General features: G+C 64.0%; 15 protein-coding genes and 1 pseudogene. 10 read left to right on the forward strand and 6 right to left on the reverse strand.

Annotated features, from left to right (window positions below; translation table 11 throughout):
* Positions 1-41 precede the first annotated feature (41 nt).
* The 4 genes from rsgA to EVS83_RS01845 all read left to right on the forward strand — a co-directional run bounded on the left by rsgA (position 42) and on the right by EVS83_RS01845 (position 5,871).
* The gene (gene rsgA / locus EVS83_RS01830) at positions 42-1,175 is read left to right on the forward strand and encodes a ribosome small subunit-dependent GTPase A (RefSeq protein WP_133499011.1); all 1,134 of its coding nucleotides are present in this window, start codon (positions 42-44) and stop codon (positions 1,173-1,175) included.
* Positions 1,175-2,446: a flavohemoglobin expression-modulating QEGLA motif protein gene (locus EVS83_RS01835; protein WP_133499013.1), complete on the forward strand. Its 1,272-nt coding sequence runs from the start codon at positions 1,175-1,177 to the stop codon at positions 2,444-2,446. Before rsgA ends, EVS83_RS01835 begins: the two co-directional genes overlap by 1 nt.
* A gap of 86 nt (positions 2,447-2,532) precedes the next feature.
* Complete coding sequence (locus tag EVS83_RS01840) at positions 2,533-4,830, forward strand: NADP-dependent malic enzyme (RefSeq protein ID WP_133499015.1); 2,298 nt, start codon at positions 2,533-2,535, stop codon at positions 4,828-4,830.
* A gap of 3 nt (positions 4,831-4,833) precedes the next feature.
* A complete protein-coding gene (locus EVS83_RS01845) occupies positions 4,834-5,871 on the forward strand; it encodes a glycosyltransferase (RefSeq protein ID WP_246022740.1) in 1,038 nt (345 codons plus the stop codon).
* Positions 5,872-5,907: 36 nt separating this feature from the next.
* On the opposite strand, the gene EVS83_RS01850 is transcribed toward EVS83_RS01845, so the two are convergent.
* The 3 genes from EVS83_RS01850 to EVS83_RS01860 form a co-directional block, all read right to left on the reverse strand.
* Complete coding sequence (locus tag EVS83_RS01850) at positions 5,908-6,999, reverse strand: S41 family peptidase (protein WP_133499017.1); 1,092 nt, start codon at positions 6,997-6,999, stop codon at positions 5,908-5,910.
* Between the two features lie 73 nt (positions 7,000-7,072).
* Entirely contained in the window at positions 7,073-8,842 is a 1,770-nt protein-coding gene (locus EVS83_RS01855; RefSeq protein ID WP_133499019.1) for a cytochrome c oxidase assembly factor Coa1 family protein, read from the reverse strand.
* A 5-nt stretch (positions 8,843-8,847) separates the two neighbouring features.
* Positions 8,848-9,237: a BlaI/MecI/CopY family transcriptional regulator gene (locus EVS83_RS01860; protein WP_133499021.1), complete on the reverse strand. Its 390-nt coding sequence runs from the start codon at positions 9,235-9,237 to the stop codon at positions 8,848-8,850.
* Positions 9,238-9,508: 271 nt separating this feature from the next.
* Here EVS83_RS01860 and aceE point away from each other — a divergent pair, with 271 nt between their 5' ends.
* The 5 genes from aceE (at position 9,509) to EVS83_RS01885 (ending at position 18,765) form a co-directional block, all read left to right on the forward strand.
* Positions 9,509-12,178: a pyruvate dehydrogenase (acetyl-transferring), homodimeric type gene (gene aceE / locus EVS83_RS01865; protein WP_425456053.1), complete on the forward strand. Its 2,670-nt coding sequence runs from the start codon at positions 9,509-9,511 to the stop codon at positions 12,176-12,178.
* Positions 12,179-12,273: 95 nt separating this feature from the next.
* A complete protein-coding gene (locus EVS83_RS01870) occupies positions 12,274-13,470 on the forward strand; it encodes a DNA cytosine methyltransferase (RefSeq protein ID WP_133499025.1) in 1,197 nt (398 codons plus the stop codon).
* Positions 13,457-14,443 (forward strand): phosphoribosyltransferase-like protein, encoded by a 987-nt coding sequence (locus EVS83_RS01875; protein ID WP_133499027.1) that lies wholly within the window; start codon positions 13,457-13,459, stop codon positions 14,441-14,443. Before EVS83_RS01870 ends, EVS83_RS01875 begins: the two co-directional genes overlap by 14 nt.
* A gap of 4 nt (positions 14,444-14,447) precedes the next feature.
* Entirely contained in the window at positions 14,448-16,490 is a 2,043-nt protein-coding gene (locus EVS83_RS01880) for an ORC-CDC6 family AAA ATPase (protein ID WP_133499029.1), read from the forward strand.
* 1,177 nt (positions 16,491-17,667) lie between these two features.
* Positions 17,668-18,765, forward strand: a complete 1,098-nt coding sequence (locus EVS83_RS01885) for an alpha/beta fold hydrolase (RefSeq protein WP_208108664.1) — start codon at positions 17,668-17,670, stop codon at positions 18,763-18,765.
* Between the two features lie 257 nt (positions 18,766-19,022).
* Here EVS83_RS01885 and EVS83_RS15840 read toward each other — a convergent pair whose 3' ends face one another.
* Positions 19,023-19,736, reverse strand: a complete 714-nt coding sequence (locus EVS83_RS15840; RefSeq protein WP_208108665.1) for an RDD family protein — start codon at positions 19,734-19,736, stop codon at positions 19,023-19,025.
* 42 nt (positions 19,737-19,778) lie between these two features.
* On the opposite strand from EVS83_RS15840, the pseudogene EVS83_RS01895 reads away from it, so the two are divergent.
* Positions 19,779-20,027, forward strand: a pseudogene (locus EVS83_RS01895) (LLM class flavin-dependent oxidoreductase); the annotation flags it as partial.
* Positions 20,028-20,250: 223 nt separating this feature from the next.
* On the opposite strand, the gene EVS83_RS15550 reads toward EVS83_RS01895, so the two are convergent.
* Both EVS83_RS15550 and EVS83_RS01910 read right to left on the reverse strand, forming a co-directional pair.
* Positions 20,251-21,372, reverse strand: a complete 1,122-nt coding sequence (locus tag EVS83_RS15550; protein ID WP_166636756.1) for a S1 family peptidase — start codon at positions 21,370-21,372, stop codon at positions 20,251-20,253.
* Positions 21,369-21,755, reverse strand: a complete 387-nt coding sequence (locus EVS83_RS01910; protein ID WP_166636757.1) for a hypothetical protein — start codon at positions 21,753-21,755, stop codon at positions 21,369-21,371. Before EVS83_RS01910 ends, EVS83_RS15550 begins: the two co-directional genes overlap by 4 nt.
* Positions 21,756-21,789 lie beyond the last annotated feature (34 nt).

Raw genomic sequence — 21,789 nt, forward strand, 5'->3', positions numbered from 1 at the left:
TACCCGGACGTCCGACGGCCCGGTCTGGCTAGAATCGCGACATGACCGAAACCCCGGCCGTCTTCACCTCCGACCCCGCTGCGCTGCGGGCCATCGGCTGGCCGGTCACCGACGATGCGGGGCCCGAGACCTGGCGCGCCGCCATCGCCGCCCGGCCCGACGCCCGGCCTGCCCGCGTCGTCGAACAGCACCGCACGGGCTACATCGTGGTCGACGGGCCCGACGAGCCGTTCAGCGTCGAATCGCTGGGCGACTGGCTGCGCCCGCCGGGCTACCGCGAGGGCCGCACCGATCCCACCGACCGCCCCGGCGTGGGCGACTGGCTGCTGGTCGAAGGCGATCGCCGCCACGCCAAGGCCGTCGTGCTGCTGCCGCGCACGTCCGCGATCAAGCGCGGCGCGGCCGGCGAGCATTACCGGCAGCAGCTGATCGCCGCGAACATCGACGTCGCGTTCGTGGTCTGCGGGCTCGACGGCGACTTCAATCCGCGCCGCATCGAGCGCTACCTGCTGCTCGTGCAGGGCGGCGGCGTCGAGCCGGTCGTCGTGCTCACGAAGGCAGACAAGGGCGATCCCGACGAGGCAACGACCATCCTGCGCGCAGCCGTCGGTGCGCAGCTCGCGGTGGTCGCGGTGAACGCGAAGGACGCGGCGAGCGTCGCGCAACTCGATCCCTGGCTCGGCGCCGGCCGCACCGCGGTGCTGGTCGGAAGTTCGGGCGCGGGCAAGTCGACGCTCACCAACACGCTGCTCGGCCTCGAGAAGATGAAGACGAGCGCGGTGCGCGAACACGATTCGCGCGGCCGGCACACCACGACGCATCGCACGCTCATTCCGTTGCCGCAGGGCGGCTGCCTGATCGACACGCCCGGCATGCGCGAACTCAAGCCGACCGGCGAGGAAGACGTCACCGACACCTTCGCCGACATCGAGGCGCTCGCTGCCGAATGCCGCTTCCGCGACTGCAAGCACGAGAAGGAGCCCGGTTGCGCGGTGCGCGCGGCGGTCCAGGCGGGCACCCTCGATCCGCAACGGCTCGCGAATTTCCGCAAGCTGTCGGAGGAAGTCGCAGGCGCGGCGAACCGCCTTGCGACGCGTCGCCAGCAGAAGGCCGAGTCGAAAGTGCAGGTGAAATCGCTCAACAAGCGGCTCGACGAGAAGTACGGCAAGCATTGATGGCGACGGTCGAACTGCCTGCGGACGTCGCGCACCACGCCGCACTCGATGCCCGCATGGTGCGCGTCGCCCGCGACATCCGCGTGCTCGCGCTGGTGAGCTGGCCGGCCGACGAGGAAGCGAAATTCCTCGCGGATTTCGCTGCAGGCACCGCGAAGCCACCGGTCATCGCGTACCCCAAGTGCGACTTCCGCGAAGCGCGCACCGAACTCGAAGCGATCGTGCGCGAGGCCGATCCGCAGCATCCGCTCGGGCAATACCTGATCGACTCCGCACGCAGCTGGGGCACTGCCGCGTTGCTCTGCGAATCCCTCGGCACGCCGCGCGTGCTCGCGCATTCGATGGAGTTGTACGGCGCGCCGAACGAAGCGCTACCGGGCAATGGACCGACCACGCGCGAAGCCGCGCAGCATTTCATCTCGATCGCCGATGAACTCGACAGCGGCCTGCTGTCGCCGTCCGAAACCATCCGCATTTCCGCGACCGCGCTTCGTCTGCAGCTGCAGAACGACCTCGACGACTTCTTCAACAAGCGCGTCATCGAAGTCGAACTCGACCCCGACCTGATCGCGAAAGCCGCGGCCGGCGCGACGCGCATCCGCCTGCGCGCGTCGGCGAACTTCAGCCAGTACGACCGCGACCAGCTGCTCAACCACGAAGCGTTCGTTCATTCGATCACCGCGCTCAACGGCCGCGAGCAGCCGGTGCTGCCGAGCCTGTCGCTGTCGTCGCCGCGCACCACGGCCACGCAGGAAGGCCTCGCGACCTTCGCCGAGCAGATCACCGGCAGCATCGACATCGGCCGCATGAAGCGCATTTCGCTGCGCATCGAAGCGGTGGCGCGTGCGCTCGACGGCGCGGACTTCATCGACGTCTTCCGCTATTTCGTCGACTCCGGACAGACGCCGCAGGAAAGCTTCTCGTCGGCGCAGCGCATCTTCCGCGGCGTGCCGACCACCGGCCGCTACGCGTTCACCAAGGACACCGTCTACGTGCGCGGCCTGGTCGGCGTGCACACGTTCTTCCGCTGGGCGCTGCGCAACCGCAAGCTGGCGCTGTGCCGCTACCTGTTCGCCGGCAAGATGACCCTGGCCGACGTCCAGCGCTTCGAGCCGCTGTTCGAATCCGGGGCGCTGCTGCCGCCCCGCTGGATGCCGCCGTGGCTGACCCGCATCAACGGGCTGGCCGGCATGCTCGCGTTCTCGCTCTTCGCCAACCGCATCCGGCTGGACAGCATCGCCGACGAAGGCGGCTTCATGCTCGATTTCTGACGCCGGAGCGCCCGAACCGTGCGCGTGCGTCCGAAGCGGCCGGTGGCGGCGGGTAGAATCGAGGGCCCGCCCGGTTTCGCGTCCCGATGACCCAGAGCTCCAGCGACGATCTCAAGCAGGCCGCCCTCGAGTACCACCGGCTCGACCCGCCCGGAAAGATCAAGGTCTCGCCGACCAAGCCGCTGGTGACCCAGCGCGACCTGGCCCTGGCGTACTCGCCGGGCGTCGCCTACGCCTGCGAAGCGATCGTCGCCGACCCGAACACCGCGTCCGAGCTCACCGCCCGCGGCAACCTGGTCGCCGTGATCTCCAACGGCACCGCCGTGCTCGGCCTCGGCGACATCGGGCCGCTCGCCGGCAAGCCGGTGATGGAAGGGAAGGGCGTGCTGTTCCAGAAGTTCGCCGGCATCGATGTGTTCGACATCGAAGTCGACGAGCGCGACCCGGACAAGCTGGTCGACATCATCGCGTCACTCGAGCCCACCTTCGGCGGCATCAACCTCGAGGACATCAAGGCGCCGGAGTGCTTCATCGTCGAGCGCAAGCTGCGCGAGCGGATGAACATCCCGGTGTTCCACGACGACCAGCACGGCACGGCGATCATCGTCGGCGCCGCGGTGCTCAACGCGCTGGAAGTCGTCGGCAAGAACATCGCGGACGTGAAGCTCGCGACCGCCGGCGCGGGTGCGGCGGGCATTGCCTGCCTCGACATGCTGGTCGCGCTGGGCATGAAGCCTGAGAACATCCTCGCGGTCGATCGCGACGGCGTGCTCTACACCGGCCGCGATCACATGGATCCGGACAAGCAGCGGTACGCGCGCGACACCGACAAGCGCACGCTGGCCGACATCGTCGTCGGCGCGGACATCTTCCTCGGCCTGTCCGCAGGCGGCGTGCTGAAGCCGGAGATGGTCGCGACGATGGGCGAGAAGCCGATCATCCTCGCGCTCGCCAATCCGTATCCGGAAATCCTGCCGGAAGACGCAAAGAAGGTCCGCCCGGACTGCATCATCGCGACCGGTCGCTCCGACTATCCGAACCAGGTCAACAACGCGCTCTGCTTCCCGTACATCTTCCGCGGCGCGCTCGACGTCGGCGCCACGGAGATCAACGAGGCGATGAAGCTCGCTTGCGTGCGCGCCATCGCCAAGCTCGCGCGCATGGAAGCCGGCGACCTCGCCAGCGCGTACGGCGGTGACATCCCGAAGTTCGGCGCCGACTACCTGATTCCGCGCCCGTTCGATCCGCGCCTGCTCGTGCTGCTCGCGCCGGCCGTTGCGCAGGCGGCGATGGATTCCGGCATGGCGACGCGTCCGATCACGGACATGCGCGCCTACGAGGAAAAGCTCGGCCAGTTCATCTATCGCACCGGCCTGATCATGAAGCCCGTGTACGACCGCGCACGCAGCGATCTCAAGCGCGTGGTCTATGCAGAAGGCGAAGAGGAAACCGTGCTGCGTGCGGTGCAGACGGTGGTCGACGAGCAACTCGCCAAGCCGATCCTCATCGGCCGCCCGGACGTCATCGCCACGCGCATCGAGCGCCTCGGCCTGCGCATGCGCCCGGGCGTCGACTTCGAGCTGACCAACATCAATTCGGATCCGCGCTTCGACAGCTACTGGCAGCAGTACCACGCGCTGACCGAGCGTCGCGGCGTCACGCCCGCGGCGGCGAAGAACCTGCTGCGCTCGCGGCCGACGCTGATCGCGTCACTGATGGTCGAACGCGGTGAAGCGGACGCCATGATTTGCGGCCTCGTCGGGCGCTTCCACAAGAAGCTCGGCTACCTGCGCAGCGTGTTCAACTTCGACCGCGGCGTCACCGGCACCGCGGCGATGACGGCGGTCATCAACAACCTCGGCACGTGGTTCTTCCTCGACACGCACGTGCAGCTCGATCCGTGCGCCGAGCAGATCGCCGAAGCGACGCTGCAGGCGACGTATCGCCTCAAGCTGTTCGGCATCGAGCCGAAGGTCGCATTGCTCTCGCACAGCAACTTCGGCAGCCACGACAACGCGTCGGCGCACAAGATGGCGAAGGTGCGCGAGATCCTGCTCGAGCGCGCACCCAAGCTCGAGGTCGAAGGCGAAATGCAGGCCGACACCGCGTGGGACGAGGACATGCGTTTTCGCATGTTCCCCAACTCGCGCCTCAAGGGTCGCGCCAACCTGTTCGTGATGCCGAACCTCGACGCCGCGAACATCGTGTACAACATGGTCCGCGTGATGACCGACGGCGTCGCGATCGGCCCGATCCTGATGGGCCTCGACAAGCCGGCGCACATCCTGACGCCGGCGTCCACGCCGCGCCGCGTCGTCAACATGACCGCGATCGCCGCGGTCGATGCACAGATCCGCGCGGCGCAGGGCGCGAAACGGAGCTAGGGAATGCTGCCGCGGCTGAACCTGATTGCATGGAACAACGGGGTTGGCCTGACTCGCGATCTCGCGCTCCTCGCCAATGCGTTGCGTTCGCGTGGATATCCGGTGCACGTGACGGCGATCGGTCGCGGCAAGTTGCGCAAGTGGTTCCGCCCGACGGTGATGACGTGGCGTGGACGTCTGCGCAAGCTGGTGATGCGCCGCCCTGCGCACGACATCAACATCATGCTCGAGCACATCCGCCGCGAGGATCTCGGCAGCGCGGCAGCGACGCTGTTCATTCCGAATCCCGAGTGGTGCATGCCGGTCGATGTCGAACGCCTGTCGCAGGTGCAGGGCGTGCTCGCGAAGACGCGCCACGCCGAGCAACTTTTCTCTGCGCGCGGCGTGTGGACGCGCTACATCGGTTTCACGAGCGAAGACCGTTTCGATGGTGCGGTGCCTCGCGAACGGACCTTCTTCCATCTGGCGGGCCGCAGCACGAACAAGGGCACGCAGGTGCTGATCGACGTGTGGAAGCGTCATCCCGAGTGGCCGCGTCTCGTGATCGTGCAGAGCCCGCGCACCGCGACGCCGATCGAGCCCGCCGCCGCGAACATCGAGCACCGCATCGACTACATCGATGATGCCGAGCTTCGCCGCCTGCAGAACGCAAGCCGCGTGCACGTTTGCTGTTCGGAAACCGAAGGCTTCGGCCACTACCTCGTCGAAGCGATGAGCGTGGGCGCGACGGTGTTGACCACCGACGGTGCACCGATGAACGAACTCGTCGATGGAAGCCGCGGAATCTGCGTGCCGTGCAGTCGCACGGGCACGCAGCAGCTGGCGACGACCTATTTCGTCGACGAAGCGGCGCTCGAAGCCGCTGTCGAACGCATCCTTGCGATGAGCGACGCGGAGCTCGACGTGACGGGCGCCGCCGCGCGCGCCTGGTTCCTGCAGAACGACGCCGCCTTCCCCGATCGCCTGCATTCCGCGCTCGACGCATTCACGACGCAGGCGGCGCGGCACGCGCCAACGCAACCGCAGCCCGTCGCTTCCTGAGTCACGGCGGCGCCCGCAACGGACGCCGCACGCGCATCACCGCCGCAACGCGTACACAGGCGCGTCGGCTTTCCCGCTCTGCACGTTCGACAGCGCCTCCTGCAACTCCGCCTTCCGTTCCGGATCCGTCGCCTTCTCGACGAGATCCCTGAGGATCGCCACCTGCGCGACCTTCTTCGCATCCGCGGCCGGCACGGCGATATCCGGTTTGACGCCGACATGCTCCCAGTTCGTATGCGTCACCGGATTGATCGATCGGCTGTGCGGAATGAACGCGCCGAAGCCATGGCCGAGGGGATAGACGTCGCCGGGGTTGGAGCCGCCGCCGGTGGTTTCGCCGACGAGCGTCGCGCGCTTCTGTGTCTGCATGTCGTACGCGAACTCTTCGCCGCCGGAGAACGTGCCCGATGAGGTGAGCACATAGACCGGCTTGCCGTAGCGCGGCTGCACGTTCGGGTTCGTCCAGAACTGCTGCGTGCTGTCGTCGGCGCGGCTGTAGATGTCGTTGAGATGACGCTGGTCGCCGACCGGGAAGAAGTGGCTCATCAGATGCGCCACCGTGTTCGGCTCGCCGCCGTGGTTGCGGCGCAGATCGATGATGAGCGCGTCCGTGCCCTGCAGCAGCGTCATCGCGTCGGACATCGCCTCCGCAACGAGTTCCGTCGGGCCGAAGCCGCGTACTTCGATGTAGCCCACGTTGCCCGGCAGCCGCGCGATGCTGTCGATGCCGTAGCCGCGCTCCGCGACTTCCTCTCGACCGCGCGCGACCTCCGCGGCATCCGGGAACGGCGGGCGCTCGTCGCTCGGCGGATTGAAGTTCGGGTCGTAGTGGATGTTGAAGTGCCCGTCGTCGCCGAGCGTGCGCAGGTCGTTCGCCAGGTGTTTGCCGAAGGCCGCGATCGTCGCGTCCTTGGTATACACGCCGCTCGCGTCGCGTTCGCGCATCGTGGCTGCGAGCTTCGTGCCGGCATCCGGAAAGCCGTAGCGCTTCTGCAATTGCGTCGCGAGATTTTCGATCACGTCGTGCCGATCCGCGGCGGTGATCGGCACGTTGTCGTCGACGTGTTGCGCCCGCGCGAGCGGTGCGAGCGCGAACAACATTGCGAAGCAAAGAATCCGTCTGTGCATGGTGGAACTCTCCTTGTTGGCGGCGAATCCGCCGTTCGACTACTAACGGTTTAGTACTCGCGGGCAAAAAAACTCATCGCGCAGGGCCTTCGACATTGACCGTCTGCGTCGCCCACGCACCGCCACTGCGGCTCGCGACGACGTGCACGAGCCGCTCGCCCTTCGGACCGCGCAGCGTCATGCGCATGTCGGCATGGCCGCGACCGTCGTCGACATTCATTTCGCCGTGCAGTTCGCGACCGCTGACGGTGATCGGCACGCCGAGTGCAGCTTGCACGCCGCGATCGGCGCTGACCTTCTGCAGCAGCGACTTGAACTCGGCGCTGTCGGTGATCGCCGGCGGTGCGGGCGGCGCAGGTGGGGGCGGCGGGACGTCGGCCGGCGGCGCAGGCAGGGCGGGACGTGCCGCACGCGCGGGCTTGGGCGGTGGCAGCGGTGCGTCGCTCACGTTCGGCGCTGCGGGCGCGGCGCTCGCGACGGGCGCAGGCAGCGTCATCGGCGACGCCGGCGCTGCAGGTGCGGCCGGTGCGGCAGCCGTCGCGTGGTGTGCAGGGTCGTACACGGGCGGCGCGGGCGGCGCAGGCACTGCGGGCACGCCGAGGCGCGGCGGCGGCGGTGGCGGTGCGGGGGGCGCCGGAGGCAGGGGCGGCGGCGCGATGTGCGAGACATCTGCAAGCCACTGACGCGTGGCCGGCGTGATCGGCTTGGCGACACCGTTCTCCGTGTACGTCTCGACGAGCCGTCCGTCCTTGTTGAGCTGGCCGCGGTACTGGCGCGTCACCGTGCCGTTGTTGTCGGTGATGACGCGGACGTCGGGCACGTTGCCGTTCTTGCCGCTGGACTCGACCTGGATGTGCACGCCCTTCGGGCCCGCGCCCACCTGCCAGGCCGTGAGTGCGCCGCCGACGAGCAACAACAGGCCGGCGATGCGCGCGCCGCGGCGTGCCGGCGGTGGAAGTGGAGCGATCAAACGGGTGATGCGTTGCATGAGGGAACCTCCCGTTGCTGCAAGCGCGAAGCGGAGCGTCGGATGCCGGTGGTGCTCGAGATGCGCGAGCGCTTCGGCGAGAGCGATGGCGTCTCCGCAGGCCGCCACCGCAAGGTCGTCGCAGGCGTGTTCGCGTTCGAGCCGGATACGCCGGCCGAGCCACCACGCCGCGGGATGGAAGAACAGCAGAGCTTCGACGACGCACTGCACGCCGTTCCACAGCCAGTCGAGCCGCGCGACGTGTGCAAGTTCGTGTGCCAACAGTGCTTCGAGTTGCGCAGTCGGCAGGCGACGCAGCAATTCCGACGGCAGCCAGATCACCGGCTTCACCAATCGCGCGGTGAACGGCACCAGCACTTCGTCGGCGAGACGCGCGGATACGTCGCGCGTGATGCGCAACGCGATACACAACTGTTCGACGCGCGCCTGCAAAGGCTCCGGCAATGCGACCCACCGCACGCGATCCAGTCGATCGACATACCGCCAACCGCCAAGCCGCCACACGAGCACCGCGAACACACCGATCAACCAGATCGCGACGAGCATCGACGCGAGCGGCGTCGACTCCTGCACGACCAATCCCGCTGCCGCACGCACCGTCTGCACCGGCGCGAGCACGGGCAACGGCGTGCCGACGTCGGCGGCCGTCGCGACGCGCAATGCGAAACCTGCCGGCACCAGCACCATCGCGACCAGAAACGCCATCGCCACCGAATGCCGAGCCGCCGCCGATGCGCGCGCCATCGACGCCAGCACCAGCGCCGCGACGCCGGCGATCACCGCGTCCATCCACAACGAATGCAGCAGCGCCGACGACAGCGCCGACGCGACAAGCAGTTGCGTGCTGGCGGCCATGTCGATCACTTCGCCTGCCGACGCGCCTTCGCTTCCGCGATCATCCGTGCGATCTCGTCGAGCTCCTGTTCGCTCGCGACGCCGTCATCCAGCGCGCGCTGCACCAGCGTCGCGGCCGAGCCCGCGAACGCGCGGCGCATCAGGTCCTTGACCAGCGACCGCTGCACCACGGGCTCCGGATGCACCGGCGTATAGGCGTGGCTGCGCTCGCTCTCGTCGCGATGCACCAGGCCCTTGTCCGCCATGATCGTGAGCATCTTCAGCACGGTGGTGTAGGCCGTGTCCTTCGACTTCGAAAGATCGGCGTGCACCTCGCGCACGGTCATGGGCGCCTTGCGGGCCCAGAGAACGCGCAGCAGCGCGAGTTCGCCTTCGGTGGGTTGGGGGGTCGACATGCGGCTCTCCGGTGTACGCCGCATTTAGTACTAAACAGTTAGTAGACGTCAACGCCCGTCCGTCGGCAAAGCCGTGGCGATGCCGAACGCGCTCGCATCGCCCGCGAAAACATGCGCCGCCGTACGTGTTCAGGTAATCGATTGCAGTGCGTACGACTGCTGAGAGTCGCCTCAAACCCCACTGCTAGAATCGACCCTTCCCCTGCACACAACGCAACGGCCAAGGGGCCGTGGACGAATGATCGGCAATCTCTCCAGCGCAATCACCGAAATGCTGCACGACGATCCGGATCCGACCGAGAGCCGCGAATGGCTCGAGTCGATCTCCGCCGTCATCGATCGGGCGGGGCCTGAGCGGGCCCACCAGCTGCTGGAAGGGATGGTCGAGGTCACCCGCCGCGCCGGCGCGCACCTGCCGTTCTCGCCGACCACCGAATACGTCAACACCATCCCGCCGCATCTCGAGGCCAAGAGCCCCGGCGATTCCGCGATGGAATGGCGCATCCGCTCGATGCTGCGCTGGAACGCGATGGCGATGGTCGTGCGCGCCAACCGCAAGCCGGGCGAACTCGGTGGCCACATCGCGTCGTTCGCGTCGTCGGCCACGCTCTACGACGTCGGCTTCAACCATTTCTGGCGCGCGCCGAGCGCCGACCACCCGGGCGATCTCATCGGCTTCCAGGGCCACAGCTCGCCGGGCATGTACGCGCGCAGCTTCCTCGAAGGCCGCCTCACGCAGGACCAGCTCGACCACTTCCGCATGGAAGTCGACGGCCGCGGCGTCAGCTCGTATCCGCACCCGTGGCTGATGCCGGACTACTGGCAGCTGCCGACCGTGTCGATGGGTCTCGGCCCCATCGCCGCCATCTACCAGGCGCGCAACTGGAAGTACCTCGAAGGCCGCGGCCTGATGCCGAAGACCGACCGCAAGGTCTGGTGCTTCCTCGGCGACGGTGAAACCGACGAACCTGAAAGCCTCGGCGCGATCTCGGTCGCCGGCCGCGAAGGCCTCGACAACCTCGTCTTCGTCGTCAACTGCAACCTGCAGCGCCTCGACGGCCCGGTGCGCGGCAACGGCAAGATCATCCAGGAGCTCGAAGGACAGTTCCGCGGTGCCGGCTGGAACGTCATCAAGACGATCTGGGGCAGCTACTGGGATCCGCTGCTCGCGCGCGACACCACCGGCAAGCTGCGCCAGTTGATGATGGAAACCGTCGACGGCGAATACCAGAACTGCAAGGCGTTCGGCGGCAAGTACACACGCGACAACTTCTTCGGCAAGTACCCGGAAACCGCCGCGCTCGTCGCGTCGCTGTCGGACGAGGACATCTGGCGCCTCAACCGCGGCGGCCACGATCCGCACAAGGTCTACGCCGCGTACCACGAGGCCACCCAGACCAAGGGCATGCCCACCGTCATCCTCGCCAAGACGGTGAAGGGCTACGGCATGGGCGCCGCGGGCGAAGCGCTGAACCCCACGCACGGCACCAAGAAGATGGACGACGCGGACATCCGTGCGTTCCGCGACCGCTTCAACATCCCGGTCAGCGACAAGCAGCTCGAAGGCGGCGAGGTACCGTTCTTCCACCCCGGCGAGAAGTCGCCGGAAGTCGAGTACATGCTCGAGCGCCGTCGCGCGCTCGGTGGTGCGCTGCCGCAGCGTCGTCGCAAGGCCACGCAGTCGCTCGAGGCGCCCAAGCTCGAAGTGTTCGATCGTCTGCTGAAGGCCACGGGCGATCGCGAGATCAGCACCACCATGTCGTTCGTGCAGGCGCTCAACATCATCCTGCGCGACAAGCAGGTCGGCCCGCGCTGCGTGCCGATCGTCGCCGACGAAGCACGCACCTTCGGCATGGAAGGCCTGTTCCGCCAGCTCGGCATCTACGCGCCGCACGGCCAGAAGTACAAGCCGGTCGACCGCGACCAGCTCATGTACTACCGCGAAGACGCGGCGGGCCAGGTGCTCGAAGAAGGCATCACCGAAGCCGGCGCGTTCGCCAGCTGGATGGCCTCGGCCACCAGCTATTCGACGAACGACCTGCAGATGCTGCCGTTCTACATCTACTACTCGATGTTCGGCTTCCAGCGCATCGGCGACAGCGCCTGGCAGGCGGCGGACATGCGCGCACGCGGCTTCCTGCTCGGCGCGACCGCCGGCCGCACCACGCTCAACGGCGAAGGCCTGCAGCACGAAGACGGCCACAGCATGGTGCAGGCCGCCTTCATCCCGAACTGCCGCAGCTACGACCCCACGTTCTCGTACGAAGTCGCGGTGATCCTGCAGTACGGCATGCAGCGCATGCTCGCCGAGCAGCAGGACGAGTACTACTACATCACCCTGATGAACGAGAACTACGCCCACCCGGAAATGCCGGAAGGCGCGGCCGACGGCATCATCAAGGGCATGTACCTGCTGCAGGGCGGCGCTAAACCTAAAAAGGGCGAACTGCGCGTGCAGCTGATGGGCTCGGGCACGATCCTGCGTGAAGTCATCGCCGCCGCCGAACTGCTCGACAAGGACTTCGGCGTAACGGCGGACATCTGGTCCTGCCCCAGCTTCACCGAACTCGCGCGCGAAGCCGTCGACGTCGAACGCTGGAACCGCCTGCACCCCGAAGACACGCAGCGCGTCCCGTATGTGACGTCACTGCTGCAGGGCCGCACCGGCCCCGCCATCGCCGCCACCGACTACATCCGCACCTACGCCAACCAGGTCCGCGAATACGTGCCCATGCGCTACACCGTGCTCGGAACCGACGGCTTCGGCCGCAGCGATACGCGCGAGAACCTGCGCCGCCACTTCGAAGTCGACCGCTTCCACATCGCGCACGCGGCGATCGCCGCGCTGGCGGCGGAAGGGAAGATGACGGGGAAGGATGTGGCGAGGGCGATCAAGCAGTACAGGCTGGATGTGGATAAGCCGAATCCGCTGGGACTATAAGCCGTATTCTTGCCGACTGCCGGTAAATGTCCGGATCCGGTCGAGGTCGCGCACTGCGCTAGCGTTCGTGTGCCTGATGTCTTAGGGGAGGCAGTTTGGCGTACAAGTTCACCAGCCTGTTTGCCGGCGGCGGCGGCATGGATCTCGGATTTATCGAGGCCGGTTTCCAGCCAATTGCTGCATTCGACAACGATCCCGTCGCGGTTAGTTCGTACAAGCAAAACATCGGTCCCCACATACGGCAAATCGATCTTAGAGGCGACAGTGAAGCGCTGGCCGACTCTGTGAGCCGCGCAGACGTCCTTGTCGCCGGCCCGCCGTGCCAGGGCTTTTCAACGGTAGGGCTGAACGATCCCAACGACGCCCGGAATCAGCTCCTTCTCCGCACAGTAGAGATCGCTTGTCAGCACCGGCCTCGAGTGGTCGTGATCGAAAACGTTCGAGGCCTATTGGGGATTGGCTTCAGAAAATATCTGAACCGACTGCAGAGCGCGCTAGAAGAGGCCGGATACGCCGTAACCACGGCGACCCTCAACGCTAGTGAGCACTCTGTCGCTCAGCACCGCCGGCGGGTGTTTATTGTTGCCAGCCGGGTTGGGGTCGTATCGCTCGATCTTCGTCGCCAGCCTCCGGTGACTCTAAGGGGGGCGCTGCACGGGCTAGACAAGACGCACACCGCCTCCGCGCATGTATTTCCCAATGGCGGTCGTGAATTTGCCATTGCAACGGCAATCGGGCCAGGACAAAAGCTTACAAACGTCCGAGCCGGTCGAGGCTGCGTCCATACATGGGCCATCCCCGCAGTCTTCGGCAGAACAAACGCGATCGAGAGACGGGTTTTGGAGGGGTTGCTTGTTGCGCGGCGAACGCAGCGCGTCAGATCCAACGGAGACGCTGATCCCGTCAGCGCCGCCCGACTCACGAGAGAGTTGGGATTTCCCACCGCTGCGATCCTCGCTGCGTTAGTAAATAAGGGATTCGTTAGGAGAGTTGGCGCAGGTTACGACCTAACGCACTCCTTCAATGGGAAATACCGACGCCTGGTGTGGGATGAGCCGGCGCCAACCGTGGACACCAGATTCGGGCAGCCGCGGTACTTTCTCCATCCCGATGAGCATCGTGGCTTCTCGGTGCGGGAAACCGCTCGCATACAAGGCTTTCCCGACGACTATGTCTTTCCAAGCTCAGGCCAGCACGCATTTCGTCTCATCGGCAATGCGGTTCCCCCTCCACTCGCACGCGCCGTGGCTCAGCAGGTTCTCGTCACCCTGAATACGTATGACGCTCAGTGAACTTCAAGCCCTACTCGCGAAATGGATCCGCGACGACGTTGACGATGCCTTGAGGATGAGGGAGACCAAGTCACGAATCGATTTTCTCGGAGATCGCTTGTTCAACCAATACCGCGCCGGAACCGGAGCTGCACCCACGCCGTTTCGACACAAGCTGGCGGCATGGTTGGCATCGGAGAACGACGACGAGAATCGAAAGCTCATGTTTCGACTACTGAATCACATGAGCTTTTTCGGCGAACAAGAGTTAACGTCGATGTATCGGACGGTCTACAGTCGCAACGTTATGGACTGGATATTGTCGACGTCCGATATCGATCTGCTGCACCCTGACGCGCCCCGGATGATCTCGGAAGAGATCGCGGAAACCTGCTTCGTCGCGGTCACCGACAGCTTCAACTTAGGCGACTTTATCCGCGTCAACGCGATCGCTGGGGTGTCGAGGCGGATAACGTTCTCATCTATCAACCCTGCGCCGACGGCGGAGAATTTCAAAGCCGACTACCTACAGGGAAGGTCGCGGCTGGTACTGCTTGAAGACTTCGTCGGAAGCGCGTCGCAAGTCATGGACACCGTGCAATTTGCCGCTCAGCTTGGTGCACCGCAGCCAAAGGTGCTATTCAGTCCCCTGGTCATCTGCCCAGCCGGTGATCGCAGCGCGACGAGTCTCGCTGCGCAGTACTCTCACTTGTCGTACGAGCCCGTCCTTGCTCTACCATCCCGCGACTTCATCACGCCGCTGCTGGATCCGCGGTCGCCGGCGGTGTTTGAGGAATTCCGCCAGCTAGCTAGAACGGTGCACCCGAAAGTTCGCGGGAGCGGCTGGCCCCACGACTACGGCCCGCTCGGCTATCGGGACACCGGCGCATTGGTTGTGAAGTATGACAATTGCCCGGATAACACACTTCCGCTAATTCATCACGACTCCTCAACGCCTTGGTCGGCGCTGTTTCTCAGGGTTTCTCGGGAGTAGGAAAGTGACTATCGCTGCAAACCCGTTCACTGATCTGTACACAACCGAGAGCATCTCGGCTCAGCGGTTCGTGGATGTGTTTAGCCCCGTCCTATTGCGGGAGCCAGACGTCTTAGCTCTCTATCAACCTGGAAACGTCATCCTTTCCGGTCTACAGGGTTCAGGCAAGTCAGCTCTGCTGAACTTGCTCAAGCCGGAAGTACTGATTGCATACAAGCGATCCGGCGCCGAGTGGCCGCTTCCCCCCGGCTGCGCGAAGTTTTTGTCCGGCGGAATAAATCTCGCGAAAAGCGGTGCCATGGATTTTGGCCAGCGATCGATCGACGCGGGCACTGCGGGACACTCGATGCGCTTGGCGCTTCACTTCGCGGACTTTCTCAATGCGTGGATTGTTGATGACATATTCCGGTCTCTCGAGACCATCGCAGCCGCGTCAGATTGTGATGTCGCCGCGTTCCTCGGGGTGCAGTTCGACCAAGGGCGGCTTGACCAATTCGCGACCGCGTTTTCCGCCAACAAGTGCTGGCTCGGGGGCGTCGCTCCGCAAAGAACATTTAGTGGACTAAGGGCGTGCATTGAGCAACGAATTGTCGACTATCGAAATTTTCTGAACTTCAACAGCGCATCTTTGCCCGAATCAATCCTGCAGTCGAAGACCAGCGCGGGTGAGCCAATCAGCGTCGCTGTTGAGTTACTGAGGGAGTTTGGGATCATTCCGGACGACCTCCCTGTCCTCATTCGAATAGATCAGTTCGAGGATTTGATAGGACTTGAGCAATCCGCAGATCACGGCATGAGACTGGAATATCGCGCGACGATATTCAAAATGTTCGGCAGTCGCGACTCACGACTCTCATATCGAGTAGGTGCGCGACCTTATGCGATTGCTGACAGCTTTCAGATGCTAGGCAGCACCACTTCAATCGAAGAGCTAAGAAATTACACCGTTGTTGAGATTGATCAGATCCTGGAAAGGCGTGAACACAGAACAGGTTTGTTCCCGAGCTTTGCTGAAGACGTCTTCAAGCGGCGCCTGCGTGTTGGTGGCTATACTTTTCCGAGTACTCGTGAGGACTTGACAAGCTACGTCTTCGGCAAGAGACCCGAGCCTCGCTTGCGAGCGCGCCAATACGCAAAAGGTTCCGCGCACGCTGCCCCGCTCGCCGGCATACCTGACGATGTGTCGCGTTTTTTAGCTGAGGTGGCTGCAGACGATCCGCTTTCAGCAAAATTTGGCGAGGCATTCGTACGTCAGTTGCTAGCGCGTGGAAAGGCTATCGATTTGAACAAACTCCATGGCCGTCCATGGGAGGCGGATGGGAAGAAATGGTGGCGGAAAGAACGCACTGAGCAAGCCCTGTTGCAAATCGCTGCAGAACGGCGGCAACGCATGATTTGGCACGGTAGGCCGGACATCTTGAGTCTTTCTGGCGCGAATATTCTCGTCTTTCTCAGCATTTGCCAGTTGATCTGGGCGGAGTATCTCCGGTCGGAAGCAGCGCCTTCCACCGATGTGCCCGCCATTCGCAATGGTGTTGCACAGGACCTCGGCATCCAGCAGGCGAGTGAGTACTGGTATCGAAAACTCCGCGCCGACTCGAATGGCGGTGACGATAGGCAGAGGTTTGTCTCCGCAGTGGCGTTTGATCTGCGGCGCCGGATGCGTGAGGACAAGAGGATGTCGTATCCGGGAGCAAACGGTTTCTCTCTACCCGTAGAAGTTCTCAACGAGAATCCGTCGCTGAAGCGCTTCCTGGATAGATGTTGCTCGTTCGGAGCGTTGACGTCTTCTAGGCACACTTCAAAAAACACCGGGCAGGGTGAGAGTAAGAAGTGGTACATATTTCCAATTCACTGCCCTCACTTTCAGCTTCCGTCTCAGCACACCAAAGAACCGCTATACGCCGACATTTCTATTGTGGGTGAATGGTTGAGGAAGGCGGGCGTAGAGCTGGAGGGTTTCACCGCGCCGCGCGTTCTTGAGGCGGACGCCTCCACGCCAGATCGTGCGCAGCTCTCCCTGTTTGGTCAGGCAACGCGTGATTAGAAACGGGACGTACAGGCCGTGGGGCCTGCTTGGTAAAATTGCGCCGCGACTCGGCATTGAAGGCTTTGCTTTCCTAGGCGCCCTGTCAACCGAAGAGCGCAGCATCTCTGCCTTCTCTTACCTGCATTCCACGGGAATGGTTCGAGAGCGTCGCTTCTACAGTTTCGTTGACGCGCCTTCCCGATTTACGTCGGAAGTCAATGCGCGCATGGACGTTCGCAGGACAGAATTGACAGATCTGGGCGTAGACGCAGCCAATGTTGTCACCAAGCCATTGCTCGGTCTCTTCGGTGAGATCTCGGATGATCTATCGGCCTTTCTCGGTGTCGCTCAATCCAGAAGCATCTTGGTCGACATATCCGGGATGCCCAAGAAGCTCTTCTTTTATGCGATCAGAACGCTCCTGGGTCCTGGGTCGAGGTTCGACAACGTTGTAGTTACGTATACGGAGCCAGCGACGTATCACGAAGGAGTGCTAGCGGAAAACCCGGGGGCGTGGCACGCCCTACCTGGCTTTCTCGCTCCGCGACTCGAGCCACCCGATCGCGCCCTTATTGTTGGGTTGGGATTCGAACCTTTGGGCCTTCCGGACTTGTACAGCGCGGGTCATTTTTCGACGACTGAGACGCATCTGTTGCTCCCAGTAACCGCTGCGCAGCAGCACGTCTCGAGGAATTGGGATTTCGTTCGAATGCTTGAGTCAGAGGCTGGGGCATTAAAGACATCTATCCACCGGGTCGACGGCCGCAATGTCCCTGATCTTTTCGATTCATTGTCTGCGATCACTCGGCGTGGCGAGATCTACTCAGTCCTTGCGCCGTTCGGTCCTAAACCTATATCGCTGGCCATGTGCCTTTACGCCTGCGCAACCGGATCCTCGTCGAATCCCGCTAGCGTCTTTTACACACAACCCTCCGTGTATCACCCAAACTACTCAAGCGGGGTTGCAACGATAGGAACGTTTGCCGCTACGCACGCATACTGCATAAAGCTAAATGGCCAGGTGCTCTACCGGCTTTAGCAGCTACAAGCACAGGTTGGTCTTCTGTGCTCATGGACGCGCTATCCAGCGGGGTCAGATTCCATTTCCCAAATGACCACTAGGGGCTCGATCAAGCGTCAGCGCATCCGCCGCGAACGATCGCCCGCTATCGTGGCGACCTCACCGGAGGACGCCATGCAGAAGACCATGACACTTCTCGCCGCCTGCCTTGCGATCGGCACCGCAGCCGCCGCGCCAGCCGATCAGGATCGCTACGCGCCCGCACGCGAGGTCGTGGCCGACATCGGCCGCATCGTGACGCCGCACGGCGTGCAGGAGAGCTTCGAGGTGACGCTCGGCGGTGCGCGCCAGGTGGTGAACGTGCGCGGCGCCGATCGCGACAATCCCATCCTGCTCTTCATCCATGGCGGGCCCGGCGCGGTGGAGATGCCGGTGGCGTGGGCGTTCCAACGTCCGTGGGAAGACTTCTTCACCGTGGTGCAGTGGGATCAGCGCGGCGCGGGCCGCTCGTATCCGCTGAACGATCCCAAGCAACTCGCGCCGACGCTGCGGCCCGATCGCTACCGCGACGACGCCATCGAGCTCATCGAGCAGCTGCGCAAGCGCTACGGGAAGCGCAAGGTGTTCGTGCTCGGCCACAGCTGGGGGTCGATCGTCGGGCTGAAGGTGGCGATGGTGCGTCCCGACCTGCTGTACGCGTACATCGGCATGGGCCAGGTCATCGACTTCCGCGAGAACGAACGCCAGGGCTACGCGTGGGTGCTCGATCGCGCGCGGCAGGACGGCAATACGACGGCGGTGAAGGAACTCGAAGCGCTCGCGCCGTATCCGGGCGACGGCGCGTTCGACGTCGAGAAGACGGGCACGCAGCGCAAATGGTCGATCCATTACGGCGGCCTGGCCGCGGGCCGTGACAACGCCGACTTCTACTTCCACGCGCCGCGCCTTTCGCCCGAGTACACGCCGGCCGACATCCAGGCGTGGGACGAGGGCAGCGGCTACACGATCACGACCATGTTCCCGCAGCTCGCGGGCGTGACGTTCGCCGATGTCCATCGCATCGATACGCCGGTGGTGATGCTGCTCGGCCGCCAGGATCACACCACCCCATCCACCATCGCGGACGCGTGGATGCGCCAGCTGCACGCGCCGTCCAAAGCGGTGCTGTGGTTCGAGCATTCGGCGCACCTGCCGATGATCGAAGAGCCGGGGCGCGTGCTGCAGGCACTCGTGGAGCGCGTGCGTCCGTTGGCGAACGAGGCGGGCCGCTGACGGGCGGGGCGAAACATGGGGCAGGGTGGTGCTTGCCCCGTTGGATGCCACGTTTCCCCGCGCGCAAACCGGAAGTAGAAGCAGCGGTCAGAGTGGACGCTTTTGCGATGCGCGCGGCGCTACTGGCCCCGAACACCACAACATGCCGGGGATCGCCAGCGCGGTGCTCTAGCGCGACTGGCCTGTCGTAACCAAACGTCCCCTTTGAAAACGACGAAGCCCGCCGAAGCGGGCTTCGAAGCCAGCCGATGCGGTGCTCAACGCGTGCGCACGACCTTGGTCTTGGCGATGGAATCGTGCCAGCCGGTGGCGTCCTCGCTGAAGAGCACGGAGAACGCCTCGAACGGAATCATCCGCGACAAGGTGCGGCCGAGTGCCTGGCCGAACGACGGCGCAGTGCCCTGATTGGTGACGACCCGCGTGCCGCAGACGAACTTGCCCACCGTGCGCCCGAAGAACGCTTCGAACAGCGTCCAGTAGAGCAGAAAGACCGGGATGCTCACGGCGTACGACCGCGCGCCTTCGAGCGCCTGTGGCCCTGCGATGATCGCCACCACGATCGCGGCGACGAACACCAGCGCGAAGTAGACCGCGTAGTCGATCAGCATCGTCAGGAACCGCTGACCCTTGCCGGCGTTTGCGGCGGTGTAGACGTCCTGCGGCGGCGCGGCGATCACGGCGTCGCCCGTGCTGTACGGATTCTGCAATTCCATCGGTATCCCCTGTGTGGTGCGTGTTGGTGTGGACCGGCGCCGTCCCCACGGCGTCGGGCCAAGAGTACCGCGCGGCGAGGGAAACAGAAGTCGCAGTGTCTTCTTGGGCTTCGTCGCGAAAGCCGACCCCGCCCCCTGTTTCGCTGTTTCGACCACGTCCCTGTCGGTAACGAACGGATGGGCTCGACCGAAGCGGTTCCGTGGGCGCCGCCCGCCTATCGAACACAACACCCCACAGCCGTTGACCTGCGCGTCCATGCAGACGTGGACACTGTCCGCAGTCCAACTGATCGACCGCCCATGATTCCCCTTTCCGTTCTCGACCTCGCCCCCGTGGGGGAGGGTCGCGACGTCGCGCAGGCGTTCGCGCACATGCGCGATCTGGCGCGCCATGCCGAGCAGCTCGGCTACCGCCGCTACTGGCTCGCCGAACACCACAACATGCCCGGCATCGCCAGCGCGGCCACGGCGGTGCTGATCGGGCACGTGGCGGGCGCGACATCGACGATCCGCATGGGCGCCGGTGGCGTCATGTTGCCGAACCATGCGTCCGATTCGTCGCATGAGTAATCAGCGGATGCCACGGGTGTCAACAACGTGACCAACCCGGTTGATCCGCAGGGCGACGCGCTTGAGCCGCCCGTTCACAGGCGGGCGCCGAGCTTGGCCCCCTAAATCCCCATCGTCTTGCCAAAGGAGATTTACACCGCGGTAGCAATTCGCTACCCGAGGGCGGCATGACAGTTCGAACTGTCGTGCCGCCGTGCTTGGATCAGAACTGCTGGAGCATCACGCTTACACCTAGCGCACCAAGGGTCTCGATCGGTTCAAAGAAGAGGTCGTGCTCCGTTGGCTCGCCATCTGCGCCACGACCGTGAACGATTCCCGCCGCGTAGTTGCCGACGTACACCGGCCCGCCGCTGTCACCCTCGAGCGTCATCTGGTAGTTGTTGGGATGGTGCACCTGAACGTATGTGCCGACTGCGCCGTTGTAGTTGCTCTGCGAATACAGGTCGACAACCAGGCCGCAGGTGTTGCGGGTGGTCCAGCCGAATTTGCACACCTGCGCGCCAACGACCAGCATTGTTGAAGGGTAGGTACCCCGCACGTACAGGTTTGCCGAACCCGTATAGAACGTCGGCTGCGGCTGAATCCGAGAACTCCACAGCCATTGGACATCGTAGGAACCTGCGTTCTTCGAGTCCTGTTTGGCCAACGGGATGAGGTTGGTGGTCATGAGTCCGTCGCCGCAGTGCGCCGCGGTCGCTAGGCCACGACGGTCGCTTGCGGAAACCACGCTGAAGCCAGCTGTGCATCGACGCTCGTTGGACTTTATGTAGTCGCCACCCGCCGCATAGATAGTGGGCTGGATAAAGGCGTCCTGATGGTGGAACTCCACGATGCTGGGCGCAACCGAGCTGCGCTTCAGCGTGCTGACATCCGCTTTAACTCCGACCCGAACCTTCGAAGCATGCAAATCGATGCCGGACTGGAACGGAATATTCGTTGCAATAAGTTCCTTTCCAGTCGCTGCCTCGGCATCCCGAAGTTCGGAAAGACTGTACGGTGCCACTTCCGATTCAAACGTCTTGTCGCGCGTGTATCGGCGCAGTGTGACCTCTGCATCGCGAACGAACTTAACGACGATCCGATACCGCGGGCGATGCTCGATGTAAAGGCCCGCAAAATTATCGGCTTCGCGCTGCATCAGCGTCTGCTGAAGGCGCCCCGCCTCTTCCTGAATGGCTAGCTCACGCTTGGCTTCGCCAAGAGAAACTCCGTTGGTCGCTGCATAGTCGTGAACTAGAGCATCGGTCATGAAACGAGGTGCACCAGCAAAAGCCAGCGGCGACCAAACCGCGGCGGCGATCGCAAATCCTTTTGCAAACTTCATTTTTCGCTCCATGCGTTGTTGTTATTGCCGGCTAGGAAATAAGGCGGCTTGCAGCGTTCGATGTCACCAGCCACCTCGGTTGCCGGAACTACCTGTTCCGAGCCTTCCCAGCGGAGCCATTTGCCTGTAGGTACCGCCTCACCCGTCTTTTGATTGATCAACGTTCCGCCGCGCATGGCGTAGGCCCGTGTGGCTACGAGCGAGTACGATCGAACAGGGGTTTGAAGAACGAAACAACCGTCCTTGATCTCAAGCCTGCCTTTAACTTGGCTCTCCGTAACCAGAAGAGTGGTTCCGGGCTTGAGCTGGATCAGTTGAGGAGGCTGAGAGGCGCAGGCATTGAGGTTTGCTGCGCATAAGCCCAACACTGCGGGCGCAATCACCCGTCTAGACAACCTTGTCATAGCGTCCTTGTAG

The organism is Cognatilysobacter terrigena, from assembly GCF_004361065.1.
GTDB lineage: Bacteria > Pseudomonadota > Gammaproteobacteria > Xanthomonadales > Xanthomonadaceae > Cognatilysobacter > Cognatilysobacter terrigena.